The sequence below is a fragment of the Psychrobacter sp. Arc9 genome, from assembly GCF_041431295.1.
GTDB lineage: Bacteria > Pseudomonadota > Gammaproteobacteria > Pseudomonadales > Moraxellaceae > Psychrobacter.
In genome coordinates this window covers 1-25,448 of sequence record NZ_JASMRK010000036.1, presented here as the reverse complement: position 1 = coordinate 25,448, position 25,448 = coordinate 1, and the positions used below count along the sequence as shown (strand labels likewise).

The following is a 25,448-nucleotide window of genomic DNA, read 5'->3' as shown; positions in this document are numbered from 1 at the left end:
TTTTTTAGTCATGGTAAACTCCTTATCGAGTTGTTAGTTTACCAAGTTTTATTCTACGGTTTCTTCAGCATACCTCATTAGCTCTAACTCTATTGACGCATAGTTTTTATCAAATGCCCTGAAAATAATTTCTTGTTCTTCAGAGCTTAAAGGACGCAGACTGCCTCCATCTCTCAACTTACCTAGTGATGGTAAGGGTTTTCTGCTGCTTCTTAGCTTGAGATCATTTGTAATAACACTAATATTCCTCATTATTCCTACATTATTATGAATAGGTATAGAAACCTTCCTTTCTCTAAAGGGCTTATTCTCTATATCAGACTGAGATACGAATGATTGATGCTGTATATAATTATAGAAATGAGCAACAGAGGACAGAATGTTATTAATGTATTGAGAGCTAAAGTCGTGCTGTTCTATTACAGCCTGTAAAAAAGCTTTGAATTTGCGAGGAACCCTTTGCTGATACTGGGTAGGTAAGTCTAAAAAGTGTTGGTTACTATGTTCTAGGTACTGTAGATAGTATTTTAGGTGGATAGCTCTTGCGGATAACGTTTTCATATTTGAAAGCGCAGGAGGAGTGTCTAGTTGTCCCATGAGATATAGGTTACCTATTTTCCAAGGTAAACCATCTGATTGAATGATAACAGGCATTCTGAAGTGATAATCTGAGTTAGCTAAAGAGCTAAAAGTGTAATCGTAATCATTAGCCTGAGAAGTCTTTGACCAATTTGCATTCTGCAATCTAAACCGTCTTAGATAAATTACTTTTGCATTAGAGTCAAAAAGGTCTTTAAGATAAGGTTTCATCTCTTTTCTAGTTCACTGAGTTCTTTGGCTTTAAACATAAGCTTTTCTATATATTGAGATAACGAATGGAACTGGTTCTTTGCATCATTTATGGCAAAATTCTTAAGTTCTTTAGGTACCCGGACGTTCATCTGAACCTTCTGATTTGACATGTATTTACCTCTTTAGGGTTTGTTACATAATATGATAGCATTATGCTATCATTGCCGCAAGTTCCTTATGGTAATATTATTTGTTTTAAATTCAATATTCTATTTGGGCTTTAAAATGTCAAAAAATGTGCAGTTTAATTTAAGAATTCCTACTGAATTGAAAGCCCTGATCTCCGATGCCTCAAAAGTTAGTGGACGTTCAATTAATGCCGAGGCACAGTATCGACTAGAAAAATCTTTTGAAGGTCAAGAAGGAAGTTATATCGAAGCTATCGACGATTTAAAGAGTTTTTTTGATGCTCATTTACGTAGCGATCGCTTAAATCTACTATCTGGCAAACTAAATTTCCTCTTGAGTGAAGCTAAGGCAACTGATAGTTTTCATACCCCAAGTATTTCTAGAGTTGCTGAGGCCCTGGGATACAATAGTGTGGGCGTTACTGAGGATTGGTTTGAAGGGCGAAAAGAGCCATCGTTTAACGAATTAGAAAAATTAGCCACATACTTTGGATGCCAAAAGAATTGGCTCGCTCATGATGAAGGAAGGCCTTTCGCAAAAGAAACATTTGAGTTTGGTTATGATATTGAAGAGAATGCTAGAAGCTTATTAAAAGGTAATAATGAAGATGAGGTTAAGTTGGTCTGGTTTGCTCGGAACAATACTGAAAACGGTGAACTAGTTATTATCAAGCATTACGATAGTTGGCATGGTTTGATTCTAGACTCTCGTGTGCATGTCAGTGACAAAGTAGGTATAGGTGGCTCTGAAGACAGAGCGCTCCTATCCTTAACATTAAAGTATCTTTGTAAGTACCATATCTCAAAGATCAGAGGAGCAATAGTTTCAGAACCAGACTTTAACGAATTAATTTGGGCCAAACAAAATCCGATCAAAGTAATTGATAAGTATCGTCACAATTCTTGGATTGAAGATATTTGGGATAGGTCAATGTATTCAAAGAAAGCTAATAGTTACTGGAAGGGATGGAGTGAGATGTGCATGTCTAATGAACTTTATATTAGTGGACATGAGATTTTATCTAAAATATCTATAAAGTAATTTGAGATAAAATAAGTATGCCATACTAGGGCGTGTCATCAATTAGCATAGATATTTCAGAATAAGCTATACTTAGATCGTATTTAGGAATTTGAGCTCAATGACTATGACAAGACGACATGCCCTACGTGATGACCAATGGGAGAGAATTAAAGACATTCTACCTGGTAAACCAAGTGACGTTGGTGTTACTGCAAAGGATAACCGCTTGTTCGTAGAAGCGGTTCTGTACCGTTACAAGACCGGCATACCTTGGCGTGACCTACCTGAACGCTTTGGCGACTTCAGAGTGATTCATACTCGTTTTAGTCGCTGGTCAAAAAAAGGCGTATGGAAGCAGGTTTTTAATCAACTCTCTGAACAATCCGATGACGAATATGCCATGCTAGATGCCACGATTGTTAAAGCCCACCAGCACAGTGCTGGAAAAAAAGGGATCAAGCCATTGGACGCAGCAAAGGTGGACTGAAGACTAAAATACATACTCGAACAGATGCATTAGGCAATCCTACTGGCTTTTATCTAACAGGTGGGGCAGCTCATGACCTGTGTGGCTCAGATGAATTGCTTGATGTCAGTATTAGCCAAACGTGGCTTGCCGATAAAGCTTACGATGCTGATGCCCGCGTTATTGAACCGATTAAAGCAGTGCAAGGTAATGCAGTTATACCATCTAAGTGTCATCGGCTGCAGCCAAGAGACTTCGATAAAGAGCTTTATAAAGCGAGGCACCTAATAGAGAACTTCTTTGCCAAGATTAAGCAGTATCGTGCGATTGCCACTCGCTATGATAAGTTAGCCAGTCATTTCCTTAGTGCCATTCACTTAGTTTCTTGTGTCGTTTGGCTTAATTGATGACACGCCCTAAAGAAAATCAATAAATATGGACGTGCAAGGTAGCCATTACTCGTGGTAATGCGCCTTTAGCAATGTTGCTTTATTGTAATGAAAATAAGGGCACTATACTAGCGTTATTGCGAGCAAATACTGATGTAAATAATAAGGTAAGTAGCAAAGTAAGTAGTAATAAATAATGCTAAACCAAGGATTTAGCGTCTATGTTAAAAAGGCTATTTAGTAAGATTGAAAAAGCCAACGTCCTACTATCACAGGAAGTTGGCTTTTTAATGGGTAGAAATGATGTGGAATTTATCTACATTTAAACGATTAATTTAGCGCGGTTAAGGTTTGCTCAAACGCTGCGCGCCCGATTTCACCCACTTGTTGATTGACCAATTGCCCGTCTTGATAATACAGCAATGCTGGCGGACCAAATAGTTTATAACGCGCTAAGATTGCTTTTGAATCCGCTGTAGTCTCTGTGATATCAAGTTTGACCAATTGCCAATCTTGCATTTGCGCAGGACGATTATGAAATAAGTTTTTATCCATAATCCGGCATGCAATACACCATTCGGCGGTGACATCGACCAGCACTTTAGGATTGGCGGCGACAATAGTGTCTAGCTCAGCCAGCGTAGTAACAGTTTTATCTGTTGCATTACTCATGGCTGGTTGATCAGCAGTTGTCTGCAGCACCGGAACCGCAGTTAGGGAGGCAAGCGGATGCAAGCTGTCGTCATTGCCCAATGCGGCGCCGACGATTAAACACGTCGCCCAAATACCAGCGATTAAGCCTAGCGCTTGGGTCAGCATCCGACCTTTGCCTAGCCAGCTCCACGCCCACATCGCCACGACCATAAACCACAGCGCCCAAACCATCAGCATCACAGGCGAGATAAAGACGCGTTCAATTAATAACAATGCCACGGCAAAAAGCAACAAAGCAAAGCCCTGCTTGACCCAATTCATCCACTCGCCTGCTTTTGGCATGATTTTACCTTGGGTCGCGCCAATTAAGATAAGCGGCGCCGATAAACCAAAACCGAGCATAAATAAAGCCGCAAAGCCAAGTAATGGACTTCCAATCGTTGATACAGCAAGCAGCGCCCCAAATAAGGGTGCCGAAACGCATGGCGATACCACGAGTGCTGATAAGAATCCCGCAATTAAACTGCCACCCGTACTACCAAGTTTGCTATCCCCCGCTTGGCTTAGACCCTGCATTTTACTACTGATGAATCTTGGCAGACGAATGCTAAATACGCCCAACATATAAAGGGCTAATAAGACAAAAACGATGGCAAACCCAATTAAAATAATCGGATTTTGTAGCCAACCGATAATGCCTAACGATTCGCCAAATACCGCAATGACCGCGCCTAAAATACCATAAGCGATGGCAACACCAATAGCGTAGCTGGTCGTTAAAATAACACCGCGTTTTACCGTTGGATTGTCTTCACGCGCGACGATATTGGCAACAATCGGTAGCATCGGTAACACGCATGGCGTCAATGCCAAGACCAACCCTGCCAAGAACAATAACACCAATGCCAACCACGGATGCGAAGCTAAGCCAAAAGGGTCACTATTAATGGCGTTATCAACGACAACGGTATTGTTTGTTGCAGCAGCATTATTTATGACAGCGTCATTGTTCGCTGCTTCACTTGTGACATTATCGCCTACCACTTCTTCATCGGCTCCAGAGATGGTATTGATTGCACCAAGCTCTGCATCTAACGCTTCGTCATCTAACAATGCATAATCAATCACCTCGTCATCTGGCGTAGTTTGCTCTGTAGCAAGACGATCAGTATCAGTCGCCTCTGTAGATGCTTGCGCAGTTTCTGCATTGCTGTTATTGCTCGCAGAAACTGTAGCAGTGCTACTTGAACTATTGGCTGCCGATTGTGACGCAGCAATTTTGACCGTGGTTTTTATTTTCTCCGGTGGATAACAAAGTCCTGCTTTGGCACAGCCTTGCCAACCTATCGTTACAGCGGCATTATTTATCGCCTTGCCATTACTACTGCTCAAAACGGTGCTAGCAACCATATTGGCTTGGTCAAAGACCAATACTTGACCAAAGGTCGGATCATCTATGGAGACTGGCTTTTGGCTAAAGCTAAAAGGTGCAGCGCTCACGCCAGCAGGCAACGTTAGCTTAATTTGGTCTTTATAAACATAGTGCTCAGGCGTAATGTCAAAGTTAATGGCTAAGCGCGTGCCATTATTGACAGGTTTACTACTGCTACTGACCTGAAACGCTTCATCAACAGGCAAAAATTTCGGTTGGGTCGCGCTTTTATCACTGCTAAATAAATCGCCCAATCCTGCCGCTTGCGATGCCACTGGCACGGCCGTCAGCCCAGTCGCTGCTAGCCCTGTCAATAATGAACCCGCGCTGAAAGCGAACGCCAACAGATAAGATTTTTTCGACGATTTATTTTGCGTTAATGACGGAGACTTTTCTGCGCTCTTAAGGGACATGAAGGGCTACCTATTATTTCCAATATTCGAATTGACCAATTCACTGTCTGTATGGACTTGTCTATTTACAACCCCAGTTCGGGATAAGCAACATTGTAACTCATGAGCTATGCTGAAGAAACCGTAGAGATAAACTTGGTAAACTAAGCGTATTAACAGGAGTTTATCATGACCAAGAAAGTAAGAACCTACAGTGACGAATTTAAAGCCGAGGCCGTCAAGAAGATATCAGACAATAATTGCAATATCTCAGCCACTGCAAAGCAGCTTGGCATTGCCATGCAAACGCTCTCAAATTGGCATAACAAAGCCAATCAAGGCAAGCTTGTCGGCACAGAGCAATACGATCCTGATCTTATGAGTGCTCTTCAAGAAATAAAGCAGCTCAAGCGGCAGCTCAAAGTGGCTGAAGAGGAACGCGAAATACTAAATGAGGAGGGATAAAGCGAAGCACTGCTTCGCCCCGACGCAAGGGGAGAGCTATGCTCGAGTTGGCGACGGCGTACTTCGCGAGAAACAGTTAGTCAGGTACGCCTTTATCAAAGACAACCAGTTCCTCTTTCGCATCACCACTATGTGCCGTGTGTTAAGGGTTAAGCCATCAAGCTATTACGACTGGCTAAGTTGTGATCTCAGCGACCAACAGATACATCGCAACCAGTCTGAATTACTGGTTAAAGCGGCTCACAATGAAACGAAAGAACGTTATGGCGCAGATCGACTGCATGCTCATCTAAGCGAGCAAGGCCATAACATTAGCCTGTATATGGTAAGAAGCATCAAAGAGCAACACGGCATTAAATGTCGTAGTCATAAGCGCTTTAAAGTCACCACCGACTCCAATCACAACAAGCTGGTCTATCCAAACGTACTGGATCAGAAGTTTGATGCTAAGCGCCCTAACGAGTCGTGGGTCAGCGACATCACCTATATCTGGACGAATGAGGGTTGGCTGTACTTAGCAGGGGTCAAAGACTTATACACCAAAGAGCTTGTCGGTTACGCTATTAACAAGCGTATGACCGCAGATTTAGTTTGCAAAGCACTAAATATGGCCATCAAGAATAAACGTCCAAGCAAAGGGCTAATCGTTCATTCAGACAGAGGCAGCCAGTATTGCAGCCATGCCTACCACAAGACCATTAAGCAGCATCAATTTATAGGCTCAATGAGCGGCAAAGGCAACTGTTTCGATAACGCTCCGATAGAAAGCTTCTGGGGCACATTAAAGAATGAGCTGGTATATCATCAAGACTATAAAACAAGGTTCACAGCCATCAATGATATTATCAGTTATATCGAGCTATATTACAACCAGACTAGGATTCAAAAAGGTTTGGGCTATCAATCGCCAAGACAGGTGTGGTTTGATTATTATCGTCAGGCTGCGTAATTAAAATCTCCCAAGTTTATGTATACGGATTTGACGGCAGGGGTCAATAGTTTAAAACTTTTATATTTACGTGCGTTAGGATGTTACCTAGAAAAAATAAAAAACTTACACTGATTAAATTATTATGATTAAGTTTACTATTACCCTCGTCTTCTAAGTGTGGTTAGACCTTTGCCAAAATAGCTTAGTAGTAATAACAAGGTTATTATTATCAAGATAGGATAATTTCCCATAAGCATAAAGGGCGTGTTACCAACCCGTGCCTGTATCTCACCACGTAGTACAGTACGCTCAAACTGCGGTGCGCGTTTTACAGTACGACCTTTATGGTTAATGATAGCGGTAACACCAGTATTGGTCGCTCGAATAAACCAGCGCCCGTTCTCAAGAGCGCGCATTTGTACCATTTGCAAATGTTGCAATGGTCCTGCTGAAGTGCCAAACCAGGCATCGTTAGAGACGGTCAACAAAAAGTCAGTATCGATTGCATTTTTACGCGTGGTATCTGGATAAGCTACCTCATAACAGATAGCCGTCCCTATATTGTGTCCACGCACCTGTAGCGGTGACTGCTGATCACTACCACGACTATAGCTCTTAATATCCTGACTACCGGCCAAACTTGGGAAAATATCGAGCACGCCTTCAAATGGAATATACTCTCCAAAAGGCACCAGACGCTGCTTCTTGTATAGGCCTTCCGCTTCTACACCTCGAGCAATCACGCTATTGTAAAATGGGGGATACTTATCCGTATTGGCATTGAATGCCACTTTATCCTTATAAGGGATACCAGTTATCCATGTCGTATTGGTCGCATTAGCCATTTCTATCATTTCACTAATAAAGCCCGCAGCCTCATCCTGAAACATCGGAATAGATGATTCAGGCCACACCACAACATCACGTCCCCACTCAGTGCGTGTTAACTTCGCATAAATCTTTAGCGTTTCTACTTGATACTTAGTCAGCCACTTTATATCTTGTGAAATATTACCTTGAATCAATGACACTGACAGATCAGGTGTGCCCTTAGGTTTTGTCCATTGCGGATTGACCAGCCATAATGATGTGCTAATGGCTAATAACAGTACAGAAACGATGGCATAACTACTGCGCCGAAGCAGTAGCTCTACTAAACTTGCAGCCAATAGTATGGCAACAAAAGAGACGGAAAAAACACCAGCAACGGGTGCTAAGGACGATAACCAATACTCTTCAGTAAATGCATAACCAACAAACAGCCACGGAAAGCCTGTGAATAACCAAGTTTTTAACCATTCTTGTAGCACCCAAAGAGCAGCAAATGAAAAGGGTTGTTTGCCTACCATACGGTTAAAGACTAGTGCTAACAATCCATGAAATAGTCCCATACCGAGACCCATCAATGCAATCATAATCAATGCGAGCCACGTTGGTGTATCGCTATAATCATGGATAGCAGTATAGAGCCAAAAGCCGCCGACGCACCATAGCCCCATACCGTAAGCTTCACCGATAATAAAAGCGCGACGACCACTCATACTTGTCACCAACAGCGCATATAAAATCGCTGGTGATACTATTGCTAGCGGCCAAAACCCATAAGGCGCTAGCGAAAATAAAAAAATAGCTCCTGCAAGCCATGCTGCTACTAGCGTAAGCGATAGCGGTAATTGATTTAAGTGAGTACTCAAACGCTTTTGTAGATTAATAGTAGACAGGCGCATCGCAAATTATCCAAAATTATGAGCCTTGAATTTTTAATCAAAATCCAAAACTTAGATAGAGCCGTTAATACTACAGGCAGTATTTTAAAATAAAAACTGCTTATGATACCAGCCTGCACTGCTCAATGTATAAATTTACGTACCCCGTTTGATGGGTTATTATGCTACATTACCAAACGATATGAAGTGTTACTTGACCTTCTATAGCTCACAATATTTACAGTACATGAGAGAGCACTATGACCCCCTTAAAAATAAAATCCAGTCTTATATTCAATCGTCATCTGTCTAAGGGGTTGCGTGGTACGCTGGTGTTACTTGCCGCCTCATCACTATTTGCTTGTAGCCAACCGAGTAGTGGCGTATCTGATGCAAACACAACATCAGTAACAACCGAAAATGCAACAGCTATCACTTTAAAGGAAGATGAACCAAACGCTAAAAGTGCTCACATGATGACAAGGTCAGTAAGTAAACCAGACCTACTAAAAAACGTCTCAGCTACGGTCTATAAAGATGCCAATTGCGGCTGCTGTAAAGAATGGATAAGTCATGCAGAAGATAATGGTCTAAGTGCAACCGCGCAAGATGTTGCGGACTTAGCCGTATTTAAAGAGCGCTACAGCGTTCCAAATGAAATGCGTTCTTGCCATACTGTAGTCACTACGGATGGTTACGTCTTTGAAGGTCATGTACCCGCTAAATATATGGCGCAGTTTTTAGAAAATCCGCCAGTACAAGCTATGGGTCTTGCCGTACCTGGCATGCCTATTGGTAGCCCAGGTATGGAGTATCAAAATAAATTCATGCCCTATCAGGTTATGCAGCTCAATAAAGACGGGACAACCCAAGTTTATGCTGATATTGAATCGGTAGAGCAGCAATTATAGTGTGTTAGCAGTTAAGAATACTTTGATTATAGTGTTAGCGTTAAAAGTAAATGAGGTAGGTATAAGACTGTTCTATTGCTTATAAAATGATTCTTCATCAAAAAATTCATTAGCTATTGCGACTTTAAAATTAAAAATAACTTTGAATTTGTAACTTTTGATGACAATGTAAGCGAATTTATCGGTTATTAACCCTTAAAATAGATAAATGACTAAGGGTTAATACAAGAATATACATGATGTATCGCAACAATTACGTAAGATTACATAGTTCCTTAGCGAATTAAAATTCATATTGACACTATAAATTAGTATATTATTTTAATAATTGGTTAAACCCTATATAGCATAATTACTTCACCCACTAAAAAAACGTTTGAGGATTAAATCTAAATTAAGGATTTAATCCTCAAACGTTTTTTTCTGCTTATCAAACAGGAGATATTGTTGTCAGGTTGGTCAGCTATATTCTATAAATGTTACACGAAATTACATTATAAAATAGGTATTTTTTATCATTTTATAAGCTTAAAAAGAGCTTTTATCAGATTTTTATTAGTGATGACATGCTAAACAGCCTATGCTAAAGTCGGCTTTGTGTTTTGGCCAGCAGCTTGATTTGCAAAAGCTTCGTAAGACTTCAATGATGCTGTGATCGCCAATAATCATTTTTTATATGAATAATATGCAGCAGAAGTATCAGTCACTATGACGTATATATACTTGAGTTGTTGAAATTTAATTGACTGCGCTGTTGTTGATAACAGACCATTTTGAATTAACCGTAGGTATTAGATTTATGAAACAGGCTTTATTGATTTTGTCAGTACTGGGTATGGGCATAGCACAAACGAGTGGTGCTGCTATCACAATCTCTCAAACAAATAATACCATCACCAATACTTCTGTGGCATCAAACTACGGTTCATCAAAAAACATCTATAGCACTAGCAGTGGTGCTTATGTTTCTAGTAATGACGAAATCAGTCAAGCTATTAGCAACCTAAGTGCGCAGGCTAAGCAAAAAGAGAGTCGGCTTTCATCATTAAACAGCCGCTTATACGCTGAAAAACAACAGCAGCAAGTCAATACAGTTCCTGATAGCAATTCAGCCCCCGCTATCGCTGCTGCTCGTGCTTCACGAGTGGCTCTATCTGGTAGCTCTGGATACTGTGCCCGTTACGTACGTAAAGCACTACAATCAGCAGGTTATGAGTTCACCCCCAATCCTTCAGCCTATCAGTACGCTACTCGTGGCACACTTGAGAAAGCAGGTTTCAGCAAAATCAGCAATGATATGCCAACCCAAGTAGGTGATGTTATTGTCTATGATCGCTCATCAAAGCGTCCACATGGCCATATTCAAATTTTCGATGGTACAAATTGGATTTCTGATTTCCGTCAGAACAGCATCAGCCCATACAGTGGTGTCTATGCTTATACGACATGGCGCGATTCAAAATACGTGGATGACGCATCCGCATCAGATCGTAATATCTACCTTGCTATGAATGATAAATAAGACTTTCTAAGTCAGCACAACATAGTTGTTATTTCCTCCAACCCAGTAGTGATCTTAATATCATTGCTGGGTTTTTTTGTGCTTAACATCAGGGCGTATTTAACCTTTCATGATTTGATCCGTCAGAAATGAACACTACTGATATCATTACTCATGACAGGAGTTATCGACAAGCGCGTTTAAAATGCCACATGATGACGCTGGTGCACTACTTGCACATTTCTGGCGCAAAACGGTCAAGTGATGCTTTAAGTGCATCAGTTCTTCCATTCGTATTTCCACAGCATGAATGTGCTCATCTAGCAAGTTATTCACATCGCCGCAGTCCTTGTCAGGCGACTCCCAGTATTCAAGTAAGATTCGCACATCATCTAAAGCCATATCGAGCGTACGGCAATGTAGGATAAATTGTAGACGCTCAATGTGCTCTTCATTATATAAACGATAATTCCCTGCGCTACGAAAAGGCTCGGGTAATAAACGCTCTTTTTCATAATAGCGAATGGTTTCTACTGTGGCACCTGTGCGTTTAGCGAGCTCACCAATTTTGATTGTCATAACAACCTCTATGATTTAAATAATTAAAGTGGCTGTAAAGACTAGCGCTAGAGAAATTAAAATTACGAAACTGTAGATAAATAACCTTGACTCTAAAGCCACTATAGGGTTCATAATATCATTATTCAAAGGGTAAATTATTATGAAATATCATATTGAAGGTATGGACTGTGCCAGTTGCATCGGCAAGATTGAAACAGCTTTGAAACGTATGCCTGGGGTTTCTGATGTTGAGCTAAATTTTGCTACAGAAACGCTAGAGCTAAGCTTGGCCCCTGATGCGCCGACTCAGGCTAGTGATATTGAAAAAACCATCAAAAGCCTAGGGTTCGGTATATCTGCCAATACTGGTCAACAAACTGTATCGGCTATTGATATTGACAGCGACAATCAGATGGCTCCGCAGGATAAGCGGTGGTGGCAAACTCAAAAAGGCAAACAGGTTGTTGGTCTCGGTATTTTGATGGGCAGCGCTTATGCACTGTCACTACTGTTCCCCGCTTATGGGATATGGGTGTTTGCCATCGCTGTGATTGTAGGCGTTTTTCCATTTGCACGCAAAGCCTTAGCACTGGCTAAAACAGGTTCATTCTTTTCAATTGAAACGCTGATGTCCGTCGCCGTGCTTGGCGCACTTATCATTGGTGAAGCTGAAGAGGCCGCAGCGGTTGTCTTTTTGTTCTCAATCGGTGAACTGTTTGAGAGTATCGCTGCTGATCGCGCTCGCGCTGGCATCAGAGCCTTATCATCGCTGGTTCCGAAAAGTGCAATTTTACTTGATGCTCAAGGTGGGCAGCGTAACGTTCCAGCGACTTCACTACAAGTGAATGACCTTGTGCTGGTGCGTCCTGGAGATAGGGTATCTGCTGATGGTTCCATTGTTCAAGGTGCGTCCAGCCTTGATGATTCGCCCGTGACGGGAGAGTCTGTTCCTGTTGCCAAGACGATGGGTGACAATGTATTTGCAGGGTCAATTAACATCGATGGTGTGCTCCAAGTGCGCGTAGAAAAGACAGCCGCCGATAACACTATTTCGCGCATTATTGATTTGGTAGAGCAAGCGCAAGCTTCCAAAGCACCCACTGCCCGTTTTATTGAGAAATTCAGTCGTTACTATACACCGGCTGTGATGGCTATTGCCGCCCTAATTATCATCGTCCCACCGTTAACCATGGGCGGAGATTGGTCAACTTGGTTATATCGAGGTCTAGCCTTATTATTGATCGCTTGTCCTTGTGCTCTTGTGCTCTCAACACCAGCTGCTATCGCCTCTGGTCTAGCGGTCGGTGCGCGCCGCGGCTTGCTGATCAAGGGCGGTAGTGCTTTAGAAACCATCGGCCAAGTGAAGACAGTCGCTTTTGACAAGACAGGCACTTTAACTGAAGGCAAACCACGCGTGACCGATGTTGTTGACATTACACAAGAGTATTCAAGTGTTCAAGGTCAGGATTCTCAGGATCAGGGTTCTCAAGGTAAAGATAAGGTATTGGCGCTCTTTGCCAGTGTGGAGACAGGTTCTAGTCACCCGCTTGCTGAAGCTATTGTCAGTCATGCCAAAGCCGCCAAAGTTGTCATACCTGTGGCTTCTAAAGCTTCTGCTACTGCGGGTAAAGCGGTACACGCAACTATCGCTGGGCGCGCGCTAGCTATCGGTTCGCCTGTTTATGCCGCAGATGAGGCATCAATTTCAGCCGAGCAACAGGCACAAATCGAGGCGCTGCAAAATGAGGGCAAGACCGTCTCTGTTCTTTTCGATGAGCAAAGTCGAGAAGTGCTTGGATTGGTCGCACTAAGAGACGAGTTACGAGACGACGCTCATGAAGGTGTGGCTCAACTTAAAGCGATGGGTGTGCGCTCCGTCATGCTAACAGGCGACAACCGCTTAACCGCTCAAGCACTTGCCAGTAATTTAGACGTGGAATGGGAAGCTGAGCTGTTGCCTGAGGACAAACTGCGCTTGCTTAACGAGATGAAGAATAACAGCAAAATAGCGATGGTGGGTGATGGTATTAACGATGCGCCAGCACTAGCAACCGCTGATGTTGGCATCGCGATGGGTGGTGGTACCGATGTGGCCATTGAGACGGCCGATATCGCATTATTAAAAAGTCGTGTTACAGACATGGCCCATCTGATTGCACTTTCGCGTGCCACCATGCGCAACATTCATCAGAACGTCATTTTCGCTTTAGGTCTCAAAGGCGTCTTTCTGATCACGACCGTATTCGGCATTACTGGACTATGGATTGCGGTTCTAGCTGATGCTGGAGCAACAGTGCTCGTTACTCTCAATGCGTTACGTTTACTGCGCTTTAAAGGCGCGCCTCCACTGGTAACTCCGCCTAAAGTAGTTAAATAAAACCCTTCGAAATCAATTAAAAACTAGAGATAGCAGCAGATTTCGGGGGTGGGTTCTAATAATAAAAATTCCACCGCTACAGTAAACTGCAACCGCATTAGAGTAAATAAGGTTAGACCGTATGTTGATTACAGAATTGGGCTATTTTGCCTTGCTTACCGCTTTTGTATTGGCGTTATTGCAGGTAATTCTGCCAACTATTGGTGTTATTCGTAACCAAGTTGCTTGGCAACGACTAGCCCCTAGCTTAGCTTGGGCACAGTTTGCCGCCATGATAACGTCATTTGGCGCTTTGATAGCAGGTTTTTATTATAATGATTTTAGCCTCAGTTACGTCGCGCAGCATTCCAATACGCTGTTGCCTTGGTACTATAAGTTATCGGCGACATGGGGCGGACACGAGGGCTCTTTGCTGCTATGGATGACCATCATGGCCACATGGTGTGCACTGGTATCATACTTTAGTCGCGGCTTGCCGTTATCAATGCGTGCGCGGGTATTAGTTATTTTGGCCGGTGTACAGTTAATGATGCTAACGATGCTGATATTTACCTCGTCACCGTTTGAGCGTACCTTACCCAATCTAGCGGTCGATGGCGCTGATTTAAATCCTGTCCTACAAGATTTCGGTCTGATTATTCATCCGCCCATGTTATATATGGGCTATGTGGGTATGGTAGTACCTTTTGCATTTTGTATGGCGGCATTGTGGGAAGGGCGTTTAGATGCTGCTTGGACACGCTGGTCACGTCCATGGGCGCTCGCGGCTTGGGGATTTTTGACCATTGGTATTGCACTGGGCTCGTGGTGGGCCTACTACGAGCTTGGCTGGGGCGGTTGGTGGTTTTGGGATCCGGTAGAGAATGCCTCGTTTATGCCTTGGCTTGTCGGCTTAGCATTGCTGCATTCATTAGCAGTCACTGAAAAGCGCGGGGTGTTTAAAGCATGGACCATCATGCTGGCTATTTTCGCCTTTGCCTTAAGCTTGCTTGGCACGTTCCTGGTACGCTCTGGAGTCCTTACCTCAGTGCATTCGTTTGCCGCTGATCCGACGCGTGGTTTGGTTATCTTAGCTATTCTTGGCATTATCATCGGTAGTGGTCTATTAATGTTTGCCGTTCGAGGTTGGCGTTTAACCGTTGAAAGTCAATATCAGCTGATTTCACGTGAGTCCTTTTTAGTGATCAACAACGCCATCATTTTGATTGCAACCTTAGTGGTATTGCTTGGTACCCTCTATCCTATCATTGCCGACGCCTTTAGCTTGGGTCAGGTATCGGTAGGTCCTCCGTACTTTAATGCGCTATTTGTGCCTTTAACATGGCTATTGCTGGTTGCCATGGGTATGGGCTCCAATATCCGCTGGAAACAAGATAAGCGTCCATTGTTAGGCGTTGGTATGGTCATTGCGGCGAGCAGTCTAGTATTAGCTGCAGTCATCACTTACTTTGTCAGTCCATCTGCCATGCTTAATATTGGTGTAACACTAGCAGTAAGTTTTTGGGTACTGTTCTGGATGGTGGTTGATTTCAAAGACAAAACCAAAAATGCACCAAGCTTTTTGCAAGGCTTAAATAAGCTGCGTTTAAGCTACTGGGGTCAGCAAACGGCACATATTGGTGTGATTGTAGCGGTCATCGGTGTTGCCTTTACCAGTACCTTGAGTATCGAGCGCGATGTGGCATTGAGTGTTGGCGATACAGTCAATGTTCAAGGTTACGATTTTGAAGTAACTGAATTTTTTGAAATAAAGGGTAGTAACTTTGATGCAACGCAAGCGCAAGTGGTGGTATCCAAAGACGGTCGTGAAGTGGCGAAACTGACTCCAGAAAAGCGTACTTATATTATCAGCACGATGCCAACAACTGAAGCTGCTATTGACCCCAGTCTTATGCGCGATGTTTATGTCGCACTGGGCGAACCTATTGCCGATGGTAGTAACCAATGGGCATTAAGGATTTATGTAAAACCATTAATTCGTTGGATATGGCTCGGCGCTATTATTATGGCATTGGGTGGTCTGCTGAGTATGCTTGATAGGCGCTATCGTCTCAAAACATCCAAGACCCCTGCACAAATTGCAGCGAGTAAGTCAGGCTTTACGACGGTTACTGATTTAGATGTTAAAAGCACTACTAATAACACGACACTAATAGGGGAGAAGCAAAATGACTATGTCGAATAATACTCCTGAGCAAAAAGATAGCCAAAACAGTAAGCAGCGTAACCCAAAGACAATGAAAAAAAAGCAGACGAAGCTATGGTTCTTAATTCCGCTTATCCTCTTTTTTGGTTTGGTAGTTATATTGTACATGCGCTTAGGTAAACCAACAGACATTGTGACCAATACCGCTCTTGAGCGTCCGGTTCCTACCTTTGAGCTGCCGTTATTAGCAGATACTACCCGTACTATCACCAATGATAATTTGCCGGATAAGCCGTTTTTACTTAATGTTTGGGGCTCATGGTGCCCAACTTGCGTTATTGAGCATCCGTTTTTAATGCAACTAGAAGAGCGCGGCGTTGATATCGTTGGTGTGAATTATAAGGATGAGATTGGTAATGCGCTCAGTTACTTAAACCGAGGCGGTGATCCATTTTCTATGTCTATTCAGGATTCATTGGGTCAGTTTGCTCTAGACTTAGGCATAACTGGTGCGCCCGAAACCTTTGTTGTGGATGGAGATGGCATCATTCGTCAGCATATTGTTGGTGAGATTAATGAAGCCAATTGGCAACAGCGTGTTAAGCCGTGCCTGACAGTACTTAATAAGGCTAATAAGAACAACGATAGTCCTGATCTCATTCAGGTTGAGGAGATGTGCAAATGAACGTTACTCGAATAAGAGCTCCTCAACTAAAACCCAATATAGTTTTAAAACTAGCAAGCTTAATACTAGCGTGTCTGCTTAACATGACGGCAAACGCAGCTATTGACGTATACGATTTTGACTCACCACAGCAAGAAGCTCAGTATCGTGGATTAATAGAAGAGTTTCGCTGCCCAAAATGCCAAAATCAAAACCTTGCAGCCTCTGATGCACCGATTGCACAGGATCTAAAGCAAAAAGTCTATGATTTAATTAAAGATAGACGTAGTGATGCTGAAATACGCGTCTATATGCAAGAGCGCTACGGTGACTTTATTAGCTACAAGCCGCCTATGCGACCATCAACATGGATCCTATGGTTTTTTCCACCACTATTATTGCTCGTCTTAATTATTGGTTGGTTTTGGCAAAGTAAGCGTCGCCAAGTTGTTGCCCGTGGTCAAAGCGGCGTCACAGTGAACAGTACTGCTGCCTTGACCTCTACGGAAAAGGCTGAGCTTGATCGTCTATTATCGCAAGCTGAGAGTGTCGACCACGACATTACTAGCCTAGAGGACAAAAAATGACTCTATTTTCTACTTTTGGCTTATTTGTAACTCTAAGCTTGCTGATTGCTCTTATATTTGCGCTGATTGCTATTATGCCATGGCTACGAGCACCGCGTTTGCAGTCCAAACCAATAGACAATCAACTGCTAGATATTAATGTTGCAGTATTTCGCGAACGTTTAGCTGAGCTACAAACAGATAAAGACAGCGGTACTATTAATAATAGCCATTATCAAAATCAAAAGCTGGAACTGGAGCGTCAGCTATTAGATGTGCAGCGTCAGATAACACCTATGGTCACCCCTGATGTCAAAAGCCGTTTAATTGTCGCAGCTTGGATCCCAATATTGGCTGCAATGGCGTATTTACTAATAGGCAATCGTACGCCCGTGTTTGATTTGTGGACAGCTGAGGACAAAGTAGGACAAGTGGCTGACGACCTATTGACAGCTAAAATTGACAAGCCGCCATCATGGGCGTTTGAAGATGGTCGTCAACTGATTAGCGCCATGCAAACCAATGTTCATCGTAATGCTGATGATCCTAATCGCTGGATGCGCCTATCCGAGCTTTTCTTATCTATGGAGGCAACTGATTCTGCGCTGGAAGCCTTATCTCGTGCCTATCGTTTAGCTCCTGAAAATGAAGAAATCGCCACCACTTATGCTCAGACTAGCTTTTTCGTTAATGAAGGTCAGTTAGACGCCAATATTCGCCGTGTATTACAAGCTATATTAGCTAAGAATCCGCAGCATGAACGGGCTCAAATGCTCATGGCAATGGGTGAGACTCGTAGTAGTAACTTTGCCCAAGCGCAAGGTTGGATTAAACGCTTACAAGGCAGCATTGTGGCCAAACCAGGTGATCATACTAAAGCTTTAGCAAGCTTAGATGAGTTAAGCAACTACGTTAGCACGCAAGAAAAGCAAGCGCTAGAAGGTATTGACGTGACAGTGAAAATTAACGCTAATTTATTACCGTTAGTGAAAGCTGATGATGTGTTGTTTGTTGCGATACGTGACGTTAAAGGAGGTCCACCGTTTGCCGCCAAACGTTTACCCATTAGTGTTATTGAGCAAGGTGAGGCCAGTATCCGCTTAAGCAATCTTGATGCGATGATGCCAGATCGCACGTTAAATTCAGCTCGTAGTGACAAAACTCAGTTAGCAGTCGTTGCTCGTATTAGTCATAGCGGTAATGCCATAGCAGAGTCAGGCGACTTATCGGGTAATCCGATAGTGATTAGTGCTGAACAGACTCAGGTTAATATTGAAATCAATCAACAGATTCCCTAATAAAAAATTATTACCGTAAGTTTCATAATACCAGAGCGGTAAGTGGAGCCGTTTTTAAAAGTGGCGCTATTAATAGTCGTATACTAAAAACATATACGTTTAACATTGTTCATTGTATAAACACAGATAAAGAAAACAACTATGACTGAATCTACCGACAGATTAGATAGTACTAAATTGAATAGCGTTGAATCGGCTAGTACTAATATTGCTGACAAGAAGGTACCTATAGCTGTGAGTAGTACTCATCAATCGATTGACTCTAAAACCATAAATCATACGCCTAAAGCTATGTACGTGACTTCAGGCAACTCAATAACACCTAAAGATAAGTTGGACAAAATGCCAAAAATGGTTGCCAATGGCAGTCGCGCTTTTATCTGGTATTTGTTGGCGATAATGGTATTAATACTTGATCAATGGACTAAGTGGTTGGCCCAAACCACATTAGCGTTCAATGACCCCGTACCGGTCATTGAACCATTTCTCAACTGGACACTCGCTTATAACTATGGGGCAGCATTTAGCTTTTTAGCCAACGCTGGCGGTTGGCAGAAATGGTTTTTCTCAGGCTTAGCTTTTGTAATGGCTATCTTTTTAACGGTTTATTTAATCAAAGCGCCACGTGCAGCCAAGCTATTATCTATGGGGTTGGCCTTAATGCTTGGTGGTGCGATTGGCAACTTAATCGATCGTTTAAGAATTGGTAAAGTGGTTGACTTTATCCATGTGCATTATGCTGATGTCTGGAATTATCCTCTTTTCAATGTTGCAGATATAGGTGTCTGTGTCGGTGTAGCGTTGATTATAATTGATATGATATTTTTGGAAAGTAAGCGTAATGAATAAACAAGTGAATATTGATCAGTACAAATAAAAAGAACTAGCGTCATAGTCACTCTATACGGAAAAATACTTTTTATACTTGAGTATGTTTATAAAATGTGAACTGGAAGGTAATGTATGACTGGTATAGGTACTCACTCATTTTAGGTCTTAAAACCCAATACTTAAAAGCTCTGCGTAGAGCCATTATTATAGAGACATTGAATAATCCATAAATTCTTTATTGATAATAACAAAAGGAAAATACAGTGTCACAGACTCAGCCAACTATTGAAAAAATTCACAGCCTTAGAAAAAAACAAGAGACAGCGTTAAAAAGTCTTACCCTTATATAGTCGATACACTCTAAAAATGTCATAGCACTACTGGGATGAATTTTGCGCAGCCTCTGGGAACGCAGCACGCAAGTAAAATTTATACCAGTAGCGCGTTTAAATCCATAACATTTTTACATTCAGCTGACTATAGACTATTAATTGATTAAGAGACCTGTTTTGATAGTGCCCTTGGGGTATAGCTTTTGAAACCATTTTTCTTTATATTGTCACTTAGACAGGCTGGGCATTTGATGTATAGTGTCATTTGCATTTCACTATTTATCAATTTCTCAGCCTGTTTTTTTTCAGCCTACTTTTTGAACCACCACCCGGATATAAATGTAGCTATGAATAAAACAACTTTTAAAATATCGAAGATGGACTGCCCTTCGGAGGAAAACCTAATCCGAATGAAATTAGAGGGCCACTCGAATATTGAACATCTTGAGTTCGACATTCCTAACCGTCAATTAACTGTGTTTCATCATGACAATATAGAAGGGATAGAGACTGCTATTCATGACCTAAAATTAGGAGACACCCTACTCTCGACCGAAACCATTGACCCCTCTGATCCCAACAATAATTTTAAAATTGATGCTGACTCTAGTCACAAAAAAGATGCTGAGCAAAGAAAGCTACTATGGATAGTGCTGGTCATTAACTTTGCTTTCTTTATTATTGAAATGAGCACGGGACTGATTTCTCGTTCGATGGGGTTGGTCGCCGACAGCTTAGATATGTTAGCAGATAGCTTCGTGTACGGAATTAGCTTATTTGCGGTCGGTGGAACGGTCATTAAGAAAAAACGGATTGCTAGAATTGCCGGATATTTTCAAATTACGCTAGCGATTCTTGGTTTTTTAGAAGTACTAAGACGTTTCTTTGGCAATGAGCAGTTACCTGACTTTTCTACCATGATAGTCATATCGATTCTTGCGCTAATTGCAAACTTGATTTGCCTCTATTTACTACAAAAATCGAAAAGCAAAGAAGGAGAAGAAGCCCATATGCAAGCCAGTATGATTTTCACTTCAAACGATGTGATTATCAATTTAGGGGTAATTGTTGCAGGGATTTTGGTTAATTGGTTACACTCTAGTACGCCTGATTTGATTATTGGTAGCATCGTATTTGCTTTAGTTATTCAGGGCGCCTTTAGAATATTGAAGTTGAGTAAGTAGCCAAGCCTAATAACTGAAGCAAATAGCTCAAGTAAGTAGCTTAATTAAACCGCTAAGTGTAAAGTAACTGGGTTTGAAGCAAATAAACATCATAAGGATATGAGACCTCAAGCAATGATTGAACAAACTTTAAATCTAGTCACCACCAAAGACCATCAGCAAGTTGCCGTTTGGCGAATAATAGATGATGAAGTCTTTGATAAGAATCTGGTGGTGGTCAACTAATTTAGGACACTAATAAAATTCAAGGGGCTGTCCTAGATAATTAGCTCAAACCCTGTTTAACCCATTGTTTTAATTGTAGTAATTGCGACTTTGGGTCACTGTGATTAAAACGCCACTCACATTCCTTTAAATAGAGGTGAAAATGTTCTTTTGGAACTCCGTTAAACTTACGTAGATGCCGTTTAGCTTGGTTCCAAAAGTTCTCTATACCATTAATGGGATTCTTGTCATTAACAAAGGTTTTGGAGTGGTTGATACGATAATGAGTAAACTCACTGACATCTAATGCGTTATAGCTTTTAAATGAGTCAGTATAAACAATGCTATCAGGCTTCACTTTTTCTCTTATAATGGGGATCAAAGTATCTGCTTTAGCATTGGGTATAATACAAGCGTAGACCTTGCCATTACGCTTTAATAGACCAAACACGGGCACTTTGCTACCAGCACCTCGCCCTCGCTTGCCTTTACGAGTTCCACCAAAGTATGATTCGTCTACTTCGATTTCGCCTTCAAATAGACCAGGGTCTTGACTATTCTCGTAAATAAGCAGTCTTAGCCTATGAAAGTAATAACTGGCTGTCGTTTTATTAATACCAATTAGGCTTGCTGCTGTTCTCGCGGTAGAACCGGCAACAAATAACTCGATGAGTCTGCTTTGTTTATACCAACTTAGTTTACTCTTTCTCATAGTGCTATCCTAAATAATTTTACTTATCTAGGACAGCCCCAAATTTAATTATTGAGACCAAAGATACCAGCTCATCTGATAATCTCAGAGCAGAGGAAAGCCGTAAGATTAAGCATGCTGAGCGGTTGTTTAATCAAATGGAATCAGATGGACTTAGTGTCAGCTTTAGCACACAGTTTCAGGATGATTTGGTAAAGGATATTATTAAGAAGGCATTAGAACATAATAGCTAAGTAACTATGCGATTGATTTTATTCATTGCATACACGTATATAGACTTTAAAAAATTATTTCTCTTCAAAAAAAATCTTTAATAACTGACATACACATTTGAGTAATAAACATGGAATATCAAACGTTTAGCACCTATAGATTAAACAAGGTTATTCGTAAAAGCGATTTCCAGAAGGTATCTGTGGAATATCACAATGCATACCGAAAAAAATTACTAAAAGACGCAACTGAAAGCGTTAGAGGAAACTTCTCAGATGTTACCAACCCTTTATCATCTTTCAAATTAGATGGAAATCAAGTATATAAAATAGATAAACATCATCACCGACTAATAGAAAGAAAGTTAACATCGAATCTTAATAGCATTAGCGGAAAGAAAGCGCCTAATCGGGCGAATATAATTGAAAATTTAAAGTTATTATTAATGGAGGATGTGCCATATAGGATTTATAGGTGGGATATCACAAAGTTTTTTGAGTCTTTTGATAATGAAGAAGTAGAAAGTTTCATAAATCAAATTCCTAATTTAAGCCCTCAAAGTAAAAGATTGCTTGGTTCTATCTTGGCAAAACATAAAGCTTTAGGTGGTACTGGTTCTCCCCGAGGCTTATCATTAAGCTCCATTCTTACAGAATTAATGATGTGTGAATTTGATAGTAAAATCTCTGCTCACCCTGATACATTCTTTTATGCGAGATATGTAGACGATATCATAATTATTACTTCAGCTAATGAAAGTAACCAAAGATTTAAGCATTCAGCTGAAATTATTTTACCTAAAGGCCTAAAATTTAACGAATTGAAATCTAAAGAGTCTCCAATTATTGGTAAGAGCCCTACAGCTAGAAAGCAAACTGATAAATTTGTATATAGTTTCGAATACTTAGGATATAAAATTAGTATTAAAAAAAGAACTAATAAAGATAAGCATAGAGTTATTGATATTGACATGGCTGACAAGAAGGTTAAAAAATATAAAAAACGTTTATCGAGAACATTTTATGACTTTGCAAAAAATGGTAACACAGAATTACTCATTGATAGACTAAGATTTTTAACTAAAAACTTTAAGGTCTATAACCAACATCTAGACAGAACTAAGCTTTCGGGTATTTATTATAACTACCCGGCTATACAAGGCAATATGTCAAATTTAAAAGACTTAGACGGCTTTGTTAAAGCGTTAGTGATTGGACAAAAAGGACGGCTAGGTGCTTTACTGAAAGCTAAATTAAACTCAAGTTTAAAGAGTAGAATACTAGCTAATAGCTTTGTTAAGGGCCATGAAGATGTAGCTTTTGTCACTTTTCGTCCCGAAAGAGTTAGTCAAATAAAACTTTGTTGGGGTTATTAGGAATAGCAAAATGTCAGCTGCAAGATATATAGAAAAGAGTGACTACACACGAGTCCTTCTAACAGAAACACTACCTTATGAGACTCCCATAATATTCTCAAACGATGGATTATATGAGCGAATAAAATATATTAACGACTTTCCAGAATTCGAGAAAAAGCTAATTAAATTAATAATTTATGGTGAAAAACCTACGGGCAATGGGAGAAATAAGCAAATAAAGCATACTAAACCCTACCTTTATAAAATATGTAAAGATAATATTAGTTTTAGAAGATTAGCTTTGTTACACCCCATCTCCCAATATCAAACAAAATTGTTTTATGAAAAATATACAAGTCTGATCCTTCACTATTGTTCGATTAGTCCAGCATCCATTAGATCTCCGAAAGATATCGCAAGCACCTTTTATACTAAAGGACTATGGGAAAATTTATATCAATATAAGGAAAACCAAGTTTCTTCAGTTGCGAAAGATGCTTTCGTAAAACATATGCCATCATTTTTTTCATATAAGGGGTATGACCGTCTATATAAGTTCTTCAACTCTTCTGAGTATTTCAAATTAGAGCAAAGATTTAGAATACAAATGAGTTTAGATGTTTCTAAGTGTTTTGATAGTATTTATACTCATTCGATTGCTTGGGCAACGAAAGATAAAGATTTCACTAAGAGTAACTTAAATAGAAATACATTTGGTGATGCTTTTGATGCACTAATTCGACATGGTAACGACAATGAAACTAATGGGATACCTATAGGCCCTGAAGTAAGTAGAATTTTTTCTGAAATTATTTTTCAAAAAATTGATTTATTAACTATAGAAAAAATTAAATCAGAAGATATTAATTTGGAATTCGGTATTGATTATGTTTTCAAGCGATATGTAGATGATGTTTATATTTTTGCGGATAATCAAGAGACAGCTGAAAAAATATATGCGATCTACTCAGATAGTTTAGTCAGTTTCAACCTGCATACAAATGCAAGTAAGTCATCGATTACTACCCGACCTTTTGCCAGCAGTAAATCTAGATTGATGCACGAAATTAGTAATTTATCGAATAATTTTTTTGATAAGTTCTTAGAGATTGATGAGTTAAAAAAATTAAAACCAAAGAAAATTTATAGGTCTTCGAGGCTTGCAAAGTCATTTATTGAGTCTATAAAAGTCTTATGTGTTCATAATAATGTTGGATATGATGAAATTTCATCATTTGTTATATCCTCTCTAACAAATCGTATTAAGCGATTAATCGATACAAACGAAGTATTAAATGAAGAAAGGAATAATTATTACCATGTGCTAAAAACGATTATTGAAGTAGCCTTTTTTCTATATGAAGTAGCACCCTCTGTAGGCGCATCTTATAAACTAAGCACAATGATCATATTTATAATAAGGTTTTGTAGACAGTATAGTTTGTACGAAGAAGAAATTGCTCTTAAAATTTTTGGACTTACTAATGACTTAATGTTAAATGAGTCAAACAGAGTCAAATCCATCTCGCTCGAAGGCTTTATTCATTTAGAGTTTCTTAACATACTTCTAGCTGTTAGAGAACTAGGAGGTTTATACTTATTACCAGAGACAACACTAAAAAAGCTGTTCCTTGACCAAGCTGAATTATCTTACTTCACAGTTACTTCATGTCTTTTCTATATAAAAAACGATAGTAAATATGACAATATTCGCTTAGAACTTATCAATTATATTAATAAGAAGCTATCTAATTTAGAAGATATTACTATTAATAGTGAGAAAGCTTACTTATTACTAGATACTCTAAGCTGCCCTTATATTTCTAATAATGATAGCGAAAAATTAGTAAAGGAAGTAGCTTCTTTATTAAAAATGAGCTTAAACGATAGTGAAATTAGCAATCTTAGTCATTCTTTTAGAAGTCAATACTGGCATACTGATTGGAATAATGTAGACTTGCTCAACTTGTTAGAAAAGAAAGAGTTGAAGCAATCATACTCATAGAGTACTATTTAAAACGAAGCATCCTCTCAACATAGTCGCTTCCACAGGGTTATGATTATATACGATGATAGAGACCATCCCAGATTCTGTGTAACTGCCATTTAGATTAAATGCTTACTGATACGGTCATCAAACATAATCATAAAA

At 40.4% G+C, this 25,448-nt stretch carries 18 protein-coding genes and 3 pseudogenes; 15 read left to right on the top strand and 6 right to left on the bottom strand.

Annotated elements, in window-relative coordinates; genetic code table 11:
- Positions 1-48: 48 nt before the first annotated feature.
- Positions 49-810 (bottom strand): hypothetical protein, encoded by a 762-nt coding sequence (locus QO187_RS13080; protein ID WP_371548582.1) that lies wholly within the window; start codon positions 808-810, stop codon positions 49-51.
- Between the two features lie 267 nt (positions 811-1,077).
- On the opposite strand from QO187_RS13080, the gene QO187_RS13075 reads away from it, so the two are divergent.
- Together QO187_RS13075 and QO187_RS13070 are read left to right on the top strand one after the other, a co-directional pair.
- Complete coding sequence (locus tag QO187_RS13075; RefSeq protein ID WP_160023035.1) at positions 1,078-2,022, top strand: Arc family DNA-binding protein; 945 nt, start codon at positions 1,078-1,080, stop codon at positions 2,020-2,022.
- Between the two features lie 106 nt (positions 2,023-2,128).
- Positions 2,129-2,877: pseudogene (locus QO187_RS13070) on the top strand (IS5 family transposase).
- A gap of 312 nt (positions 2,878-3,189) precedes the next feature.
- Here the strand turns inward: QO187_RS13070 and QO187_RS13065 are convergent.
- Positions 3,190-5,358 carry a protein-disulfide reductase DsbD domain-containing protein gene (locus QO187_RS13065; RefSeq protein WP_102092553.1) on the bottom strand — a complete coding sequence of 723 codons (2,169 nt, stop codon included), beginning with the start codon at positions 5,356-5,358 and terminating at the stop codon, positions 3,190-3,192.
- Between the two features lie 168 nt (positions 5,359-5,526).
- Between QO187_RS13065 and QO187_RS13060 the strand changes: the two are divergent.
- Positions 5,527-6,751 (top strand): annotated as a pseudogene (locus QO187_RS13060) (IS3 family transposase).
- Positions 6,752-6,891: 140 nt separating this feature from the next.
- Here QO187_RS13060 and lnt read toward each other — a convergent pair.
- Positions 6,892-8,460, bottom strand: a complete 1,569-nt coding sequence (gene lnt / locus QO187_RS13055) for an apolipoprotein N-acyltransferase (RefSeq protein WP_102092552.1) — start codon at positions 8,458-8,460, stop codon at positions 6,892-6,894.
- A 239-nt stretch (positions 8,461-8,699) separates the two neighbouring features.
- Between lnt and QO187_RS13050 the strand changes: the two genes are divergently transcribed.
- Both QO187_RS13050 and QO187_RS13045 read left to right on the top strand, forming a co-directional pair.
- On the top strand, positions 8,700-9,350 hold the full coding sequence (locus QO187_RS13050) for a DUF411 domain-containing protein (RefSeq protein ID WP_102092551.1): 651 nt from the start codon (positions 8,700-8,702) through the stop codon (positions 9,348-9,350).
- 799 nt (positions 9,351-10,149) lie between these two features.
- Positions 10,150-10,872 carry a CHAP domain-containing protein gene (locus tag QO187_RS13045; RefSeq protein WP_102092544.1) on the top strand — a complete coding sequence of 241 codons (723 nt, stop codon included), beginning with the start codon at positions 10,150-10,152 and terminating at the stop codon, positions 10,870-10,872.
- 147 nt (positions 10,873-11,019) lie between these two features.
- Here QO187_RS13045 and cadR read toward each other — a convergent pair whose 3' ends face one another.
- Complete coding sequence (cadR, locus tag QO187_RS13040) at positions 11,020-11,430, bottom strand: Cd(II)/Pb(II)-responsive transcriptional regulator (RefSeq protein WP_371548579.1); 411 nt, start codon at positions 11,428-11,430, stop codon at positions 11,020-11,022.
- Between the two features lie 142 nt (positions 11,431-11,572).
- Here cadR and QO187_RS13035 point away from each other — a divergent pair, with 142 nt between their 5' ends.
- The 6 genes from QO187_RS13035 (at position 11,573) to lspA (ending at position 19,312) form a co-directional block, all read left to right on the top strand.
- Positions 11,573-13,789 (top strand): heavy metal translocating P-type ATPase, encoded by a 2,217-nt coding sequence (locus QO187_RS13035; protein ID WP_011513680.1) that lies wholly within the window; start codon positions 11,573-11,575, stop codon positions 13,787-13,789.
- 121 nt (positions 13,790-13,910) lie between these two features.
- Positions 13,911-15,974, top strand: coding sequence for a heme lyase CcmF/NrfE family subunit (locus QO187_RS13030; RefSeq protein ID WP_371548577.1), 2,064 nt, complete (start codon positions 13,911-13,913; stop codon positions 15,972-15,974).
- The gene (locus QO187_RS13025; protein WP_011513682.1) at positions 15,958-16,620 is read left to right on the top strand and encodes a DsbE family thiol:disulfide interchange protein; all 663 of its coding nucleotides are present in this window, start codon (positions 15,958-15,960) and stop codon (positions 16,618-16,620) included. Before QO187_RS13030 ends, QO187_RS13025 begins: the two co-directional genes overlap by 17 nt.
- An 83-nt stretch (positions 16,621-16,703) precedes the next feature.
- Positions 16,704-17,186: a cytochrome c-type biogenesis protein gene (locus QO187_RS13020; protein ID WP_020443538.1), complete on the top strand. Its 483-nt coding sequence runs from the start codon at positions 16,704-16,706 to the stop codon at positions 17,184-17,186.
- Positions 17,183-18,463, top strand: coding sequence for a c-type cytochrome biogenesis protein CcmI (ccmI, locus tag QO187_RS13015; RefSeq protein WP_101204320.1), 1,281 nt, complete (start codon positions 17,183-17,185; stop codon positions 18,461-18,463). Before QO187_RS13020 ends, ccmI begins: the two co-directional genes overlap by 4 nt.
- Before the next feature lie 141 nt (positions 18,464-18,604).
- The gene (lspA, locus tag QO187_RS13010; RefSeq protein ID WP_371548574.1) at positions 18,605-19,312 is read left to right on the top strand and encodes a signal peptidase II; all 708 of its coding nucleotides are present in this window, start codon (positions 18,605-18,607) and stop codon (positions 19,310-19,312) included.
- Between the two features lie 510 nt (positions 19,313-19,822).
- On the opposite strand, the pseudogene QO187_RS13005 reads toward lspA, so the two are convergent.
- A pseudogene (locus tag QO187_RS13005) lies at positions 19,823-19,897 on the bottom strand (IS1 family transposase); the annotation flags it as partial.
- Positions 19,898-19,973: 76 nt separating this feature from the next.
- On the opposite strand from QO187_RS13005, the gene QO187_RS13000 reads away from it, so the two are divergent.
- Positions 19,974-20,810 carry a cation transporter gene (locus tag QO187_RS13000; protein ID WP_102091635.1) on the top strand — a complete coding sequence of 279 codons (837 nt, stop codon included), beginning with the start codon at positions 19,974-19,976 and terminating at the stop codon, positions 20,808-20,810.
- Between the two features lie 265 nt (positions 20,811-21,075).
- Here QO187_RS13000 and QO187_RS12995 read toward each other — a convergent pair whose 3' ends face one another.
- A complete protein-coding gene (locus QO187_RS12995; RefSeq protein ID WP_102092539.1) occupies positions 21,076-21,726 on the bottom strand; it encodes an IS1595-like element ISPssp3 family transposase in 651 nt (216 codons plus the stop codon).
- A 47-nt stretch (positions 21,727-21,773) separates the two neighbouring features.
- Between QO187_RS12995 and QO187_RS12990 the strand changes: the two genes are divergently transcribed.
- The 3 genes from QO187_RS12990 (at position 21,774) to drt3b (ending at position 25,301) form a co-directional block, all read left to right on the top strand.
- Entirely contained in the window at positions 21,774-21,959 is a 186-nt protein-coding gene (locus QO187_RS12990; RefSeq protein WP_227674991.1) for a hypothetical protein, read from the top strand.
- A 110-nt stretch (positions 21,960-22,069) separates the two neighbouring features.
- Positions 22,070-23,314: an antiviral reverse transcriptase Drt3a gene (drt3a, locus tag QO187_RS12985; RefSeq protein ID WP_201577097.1), complete on the top strand. Its 1,245-nt coding sequence runs from the start codon at positions 22,070-22,072 to the stop codon at positions 23,312-23,314.
- A gap of 10 nt (positions 23,315-23,324) precedes the next feature.
- Positions 23,325-25,301, top strand: a complete 1,977-nt coding sequence (drt3b, locus tag QO187_RS12980; protein WP_201577095.1) for an antiviral reverse transcriptase Drt3b — start codon at positions 23,325-23,327, stop codon at positions 25,299-25,301.
- Positions 25,302-25,448 lie beyond the last annotated feature (147 nt).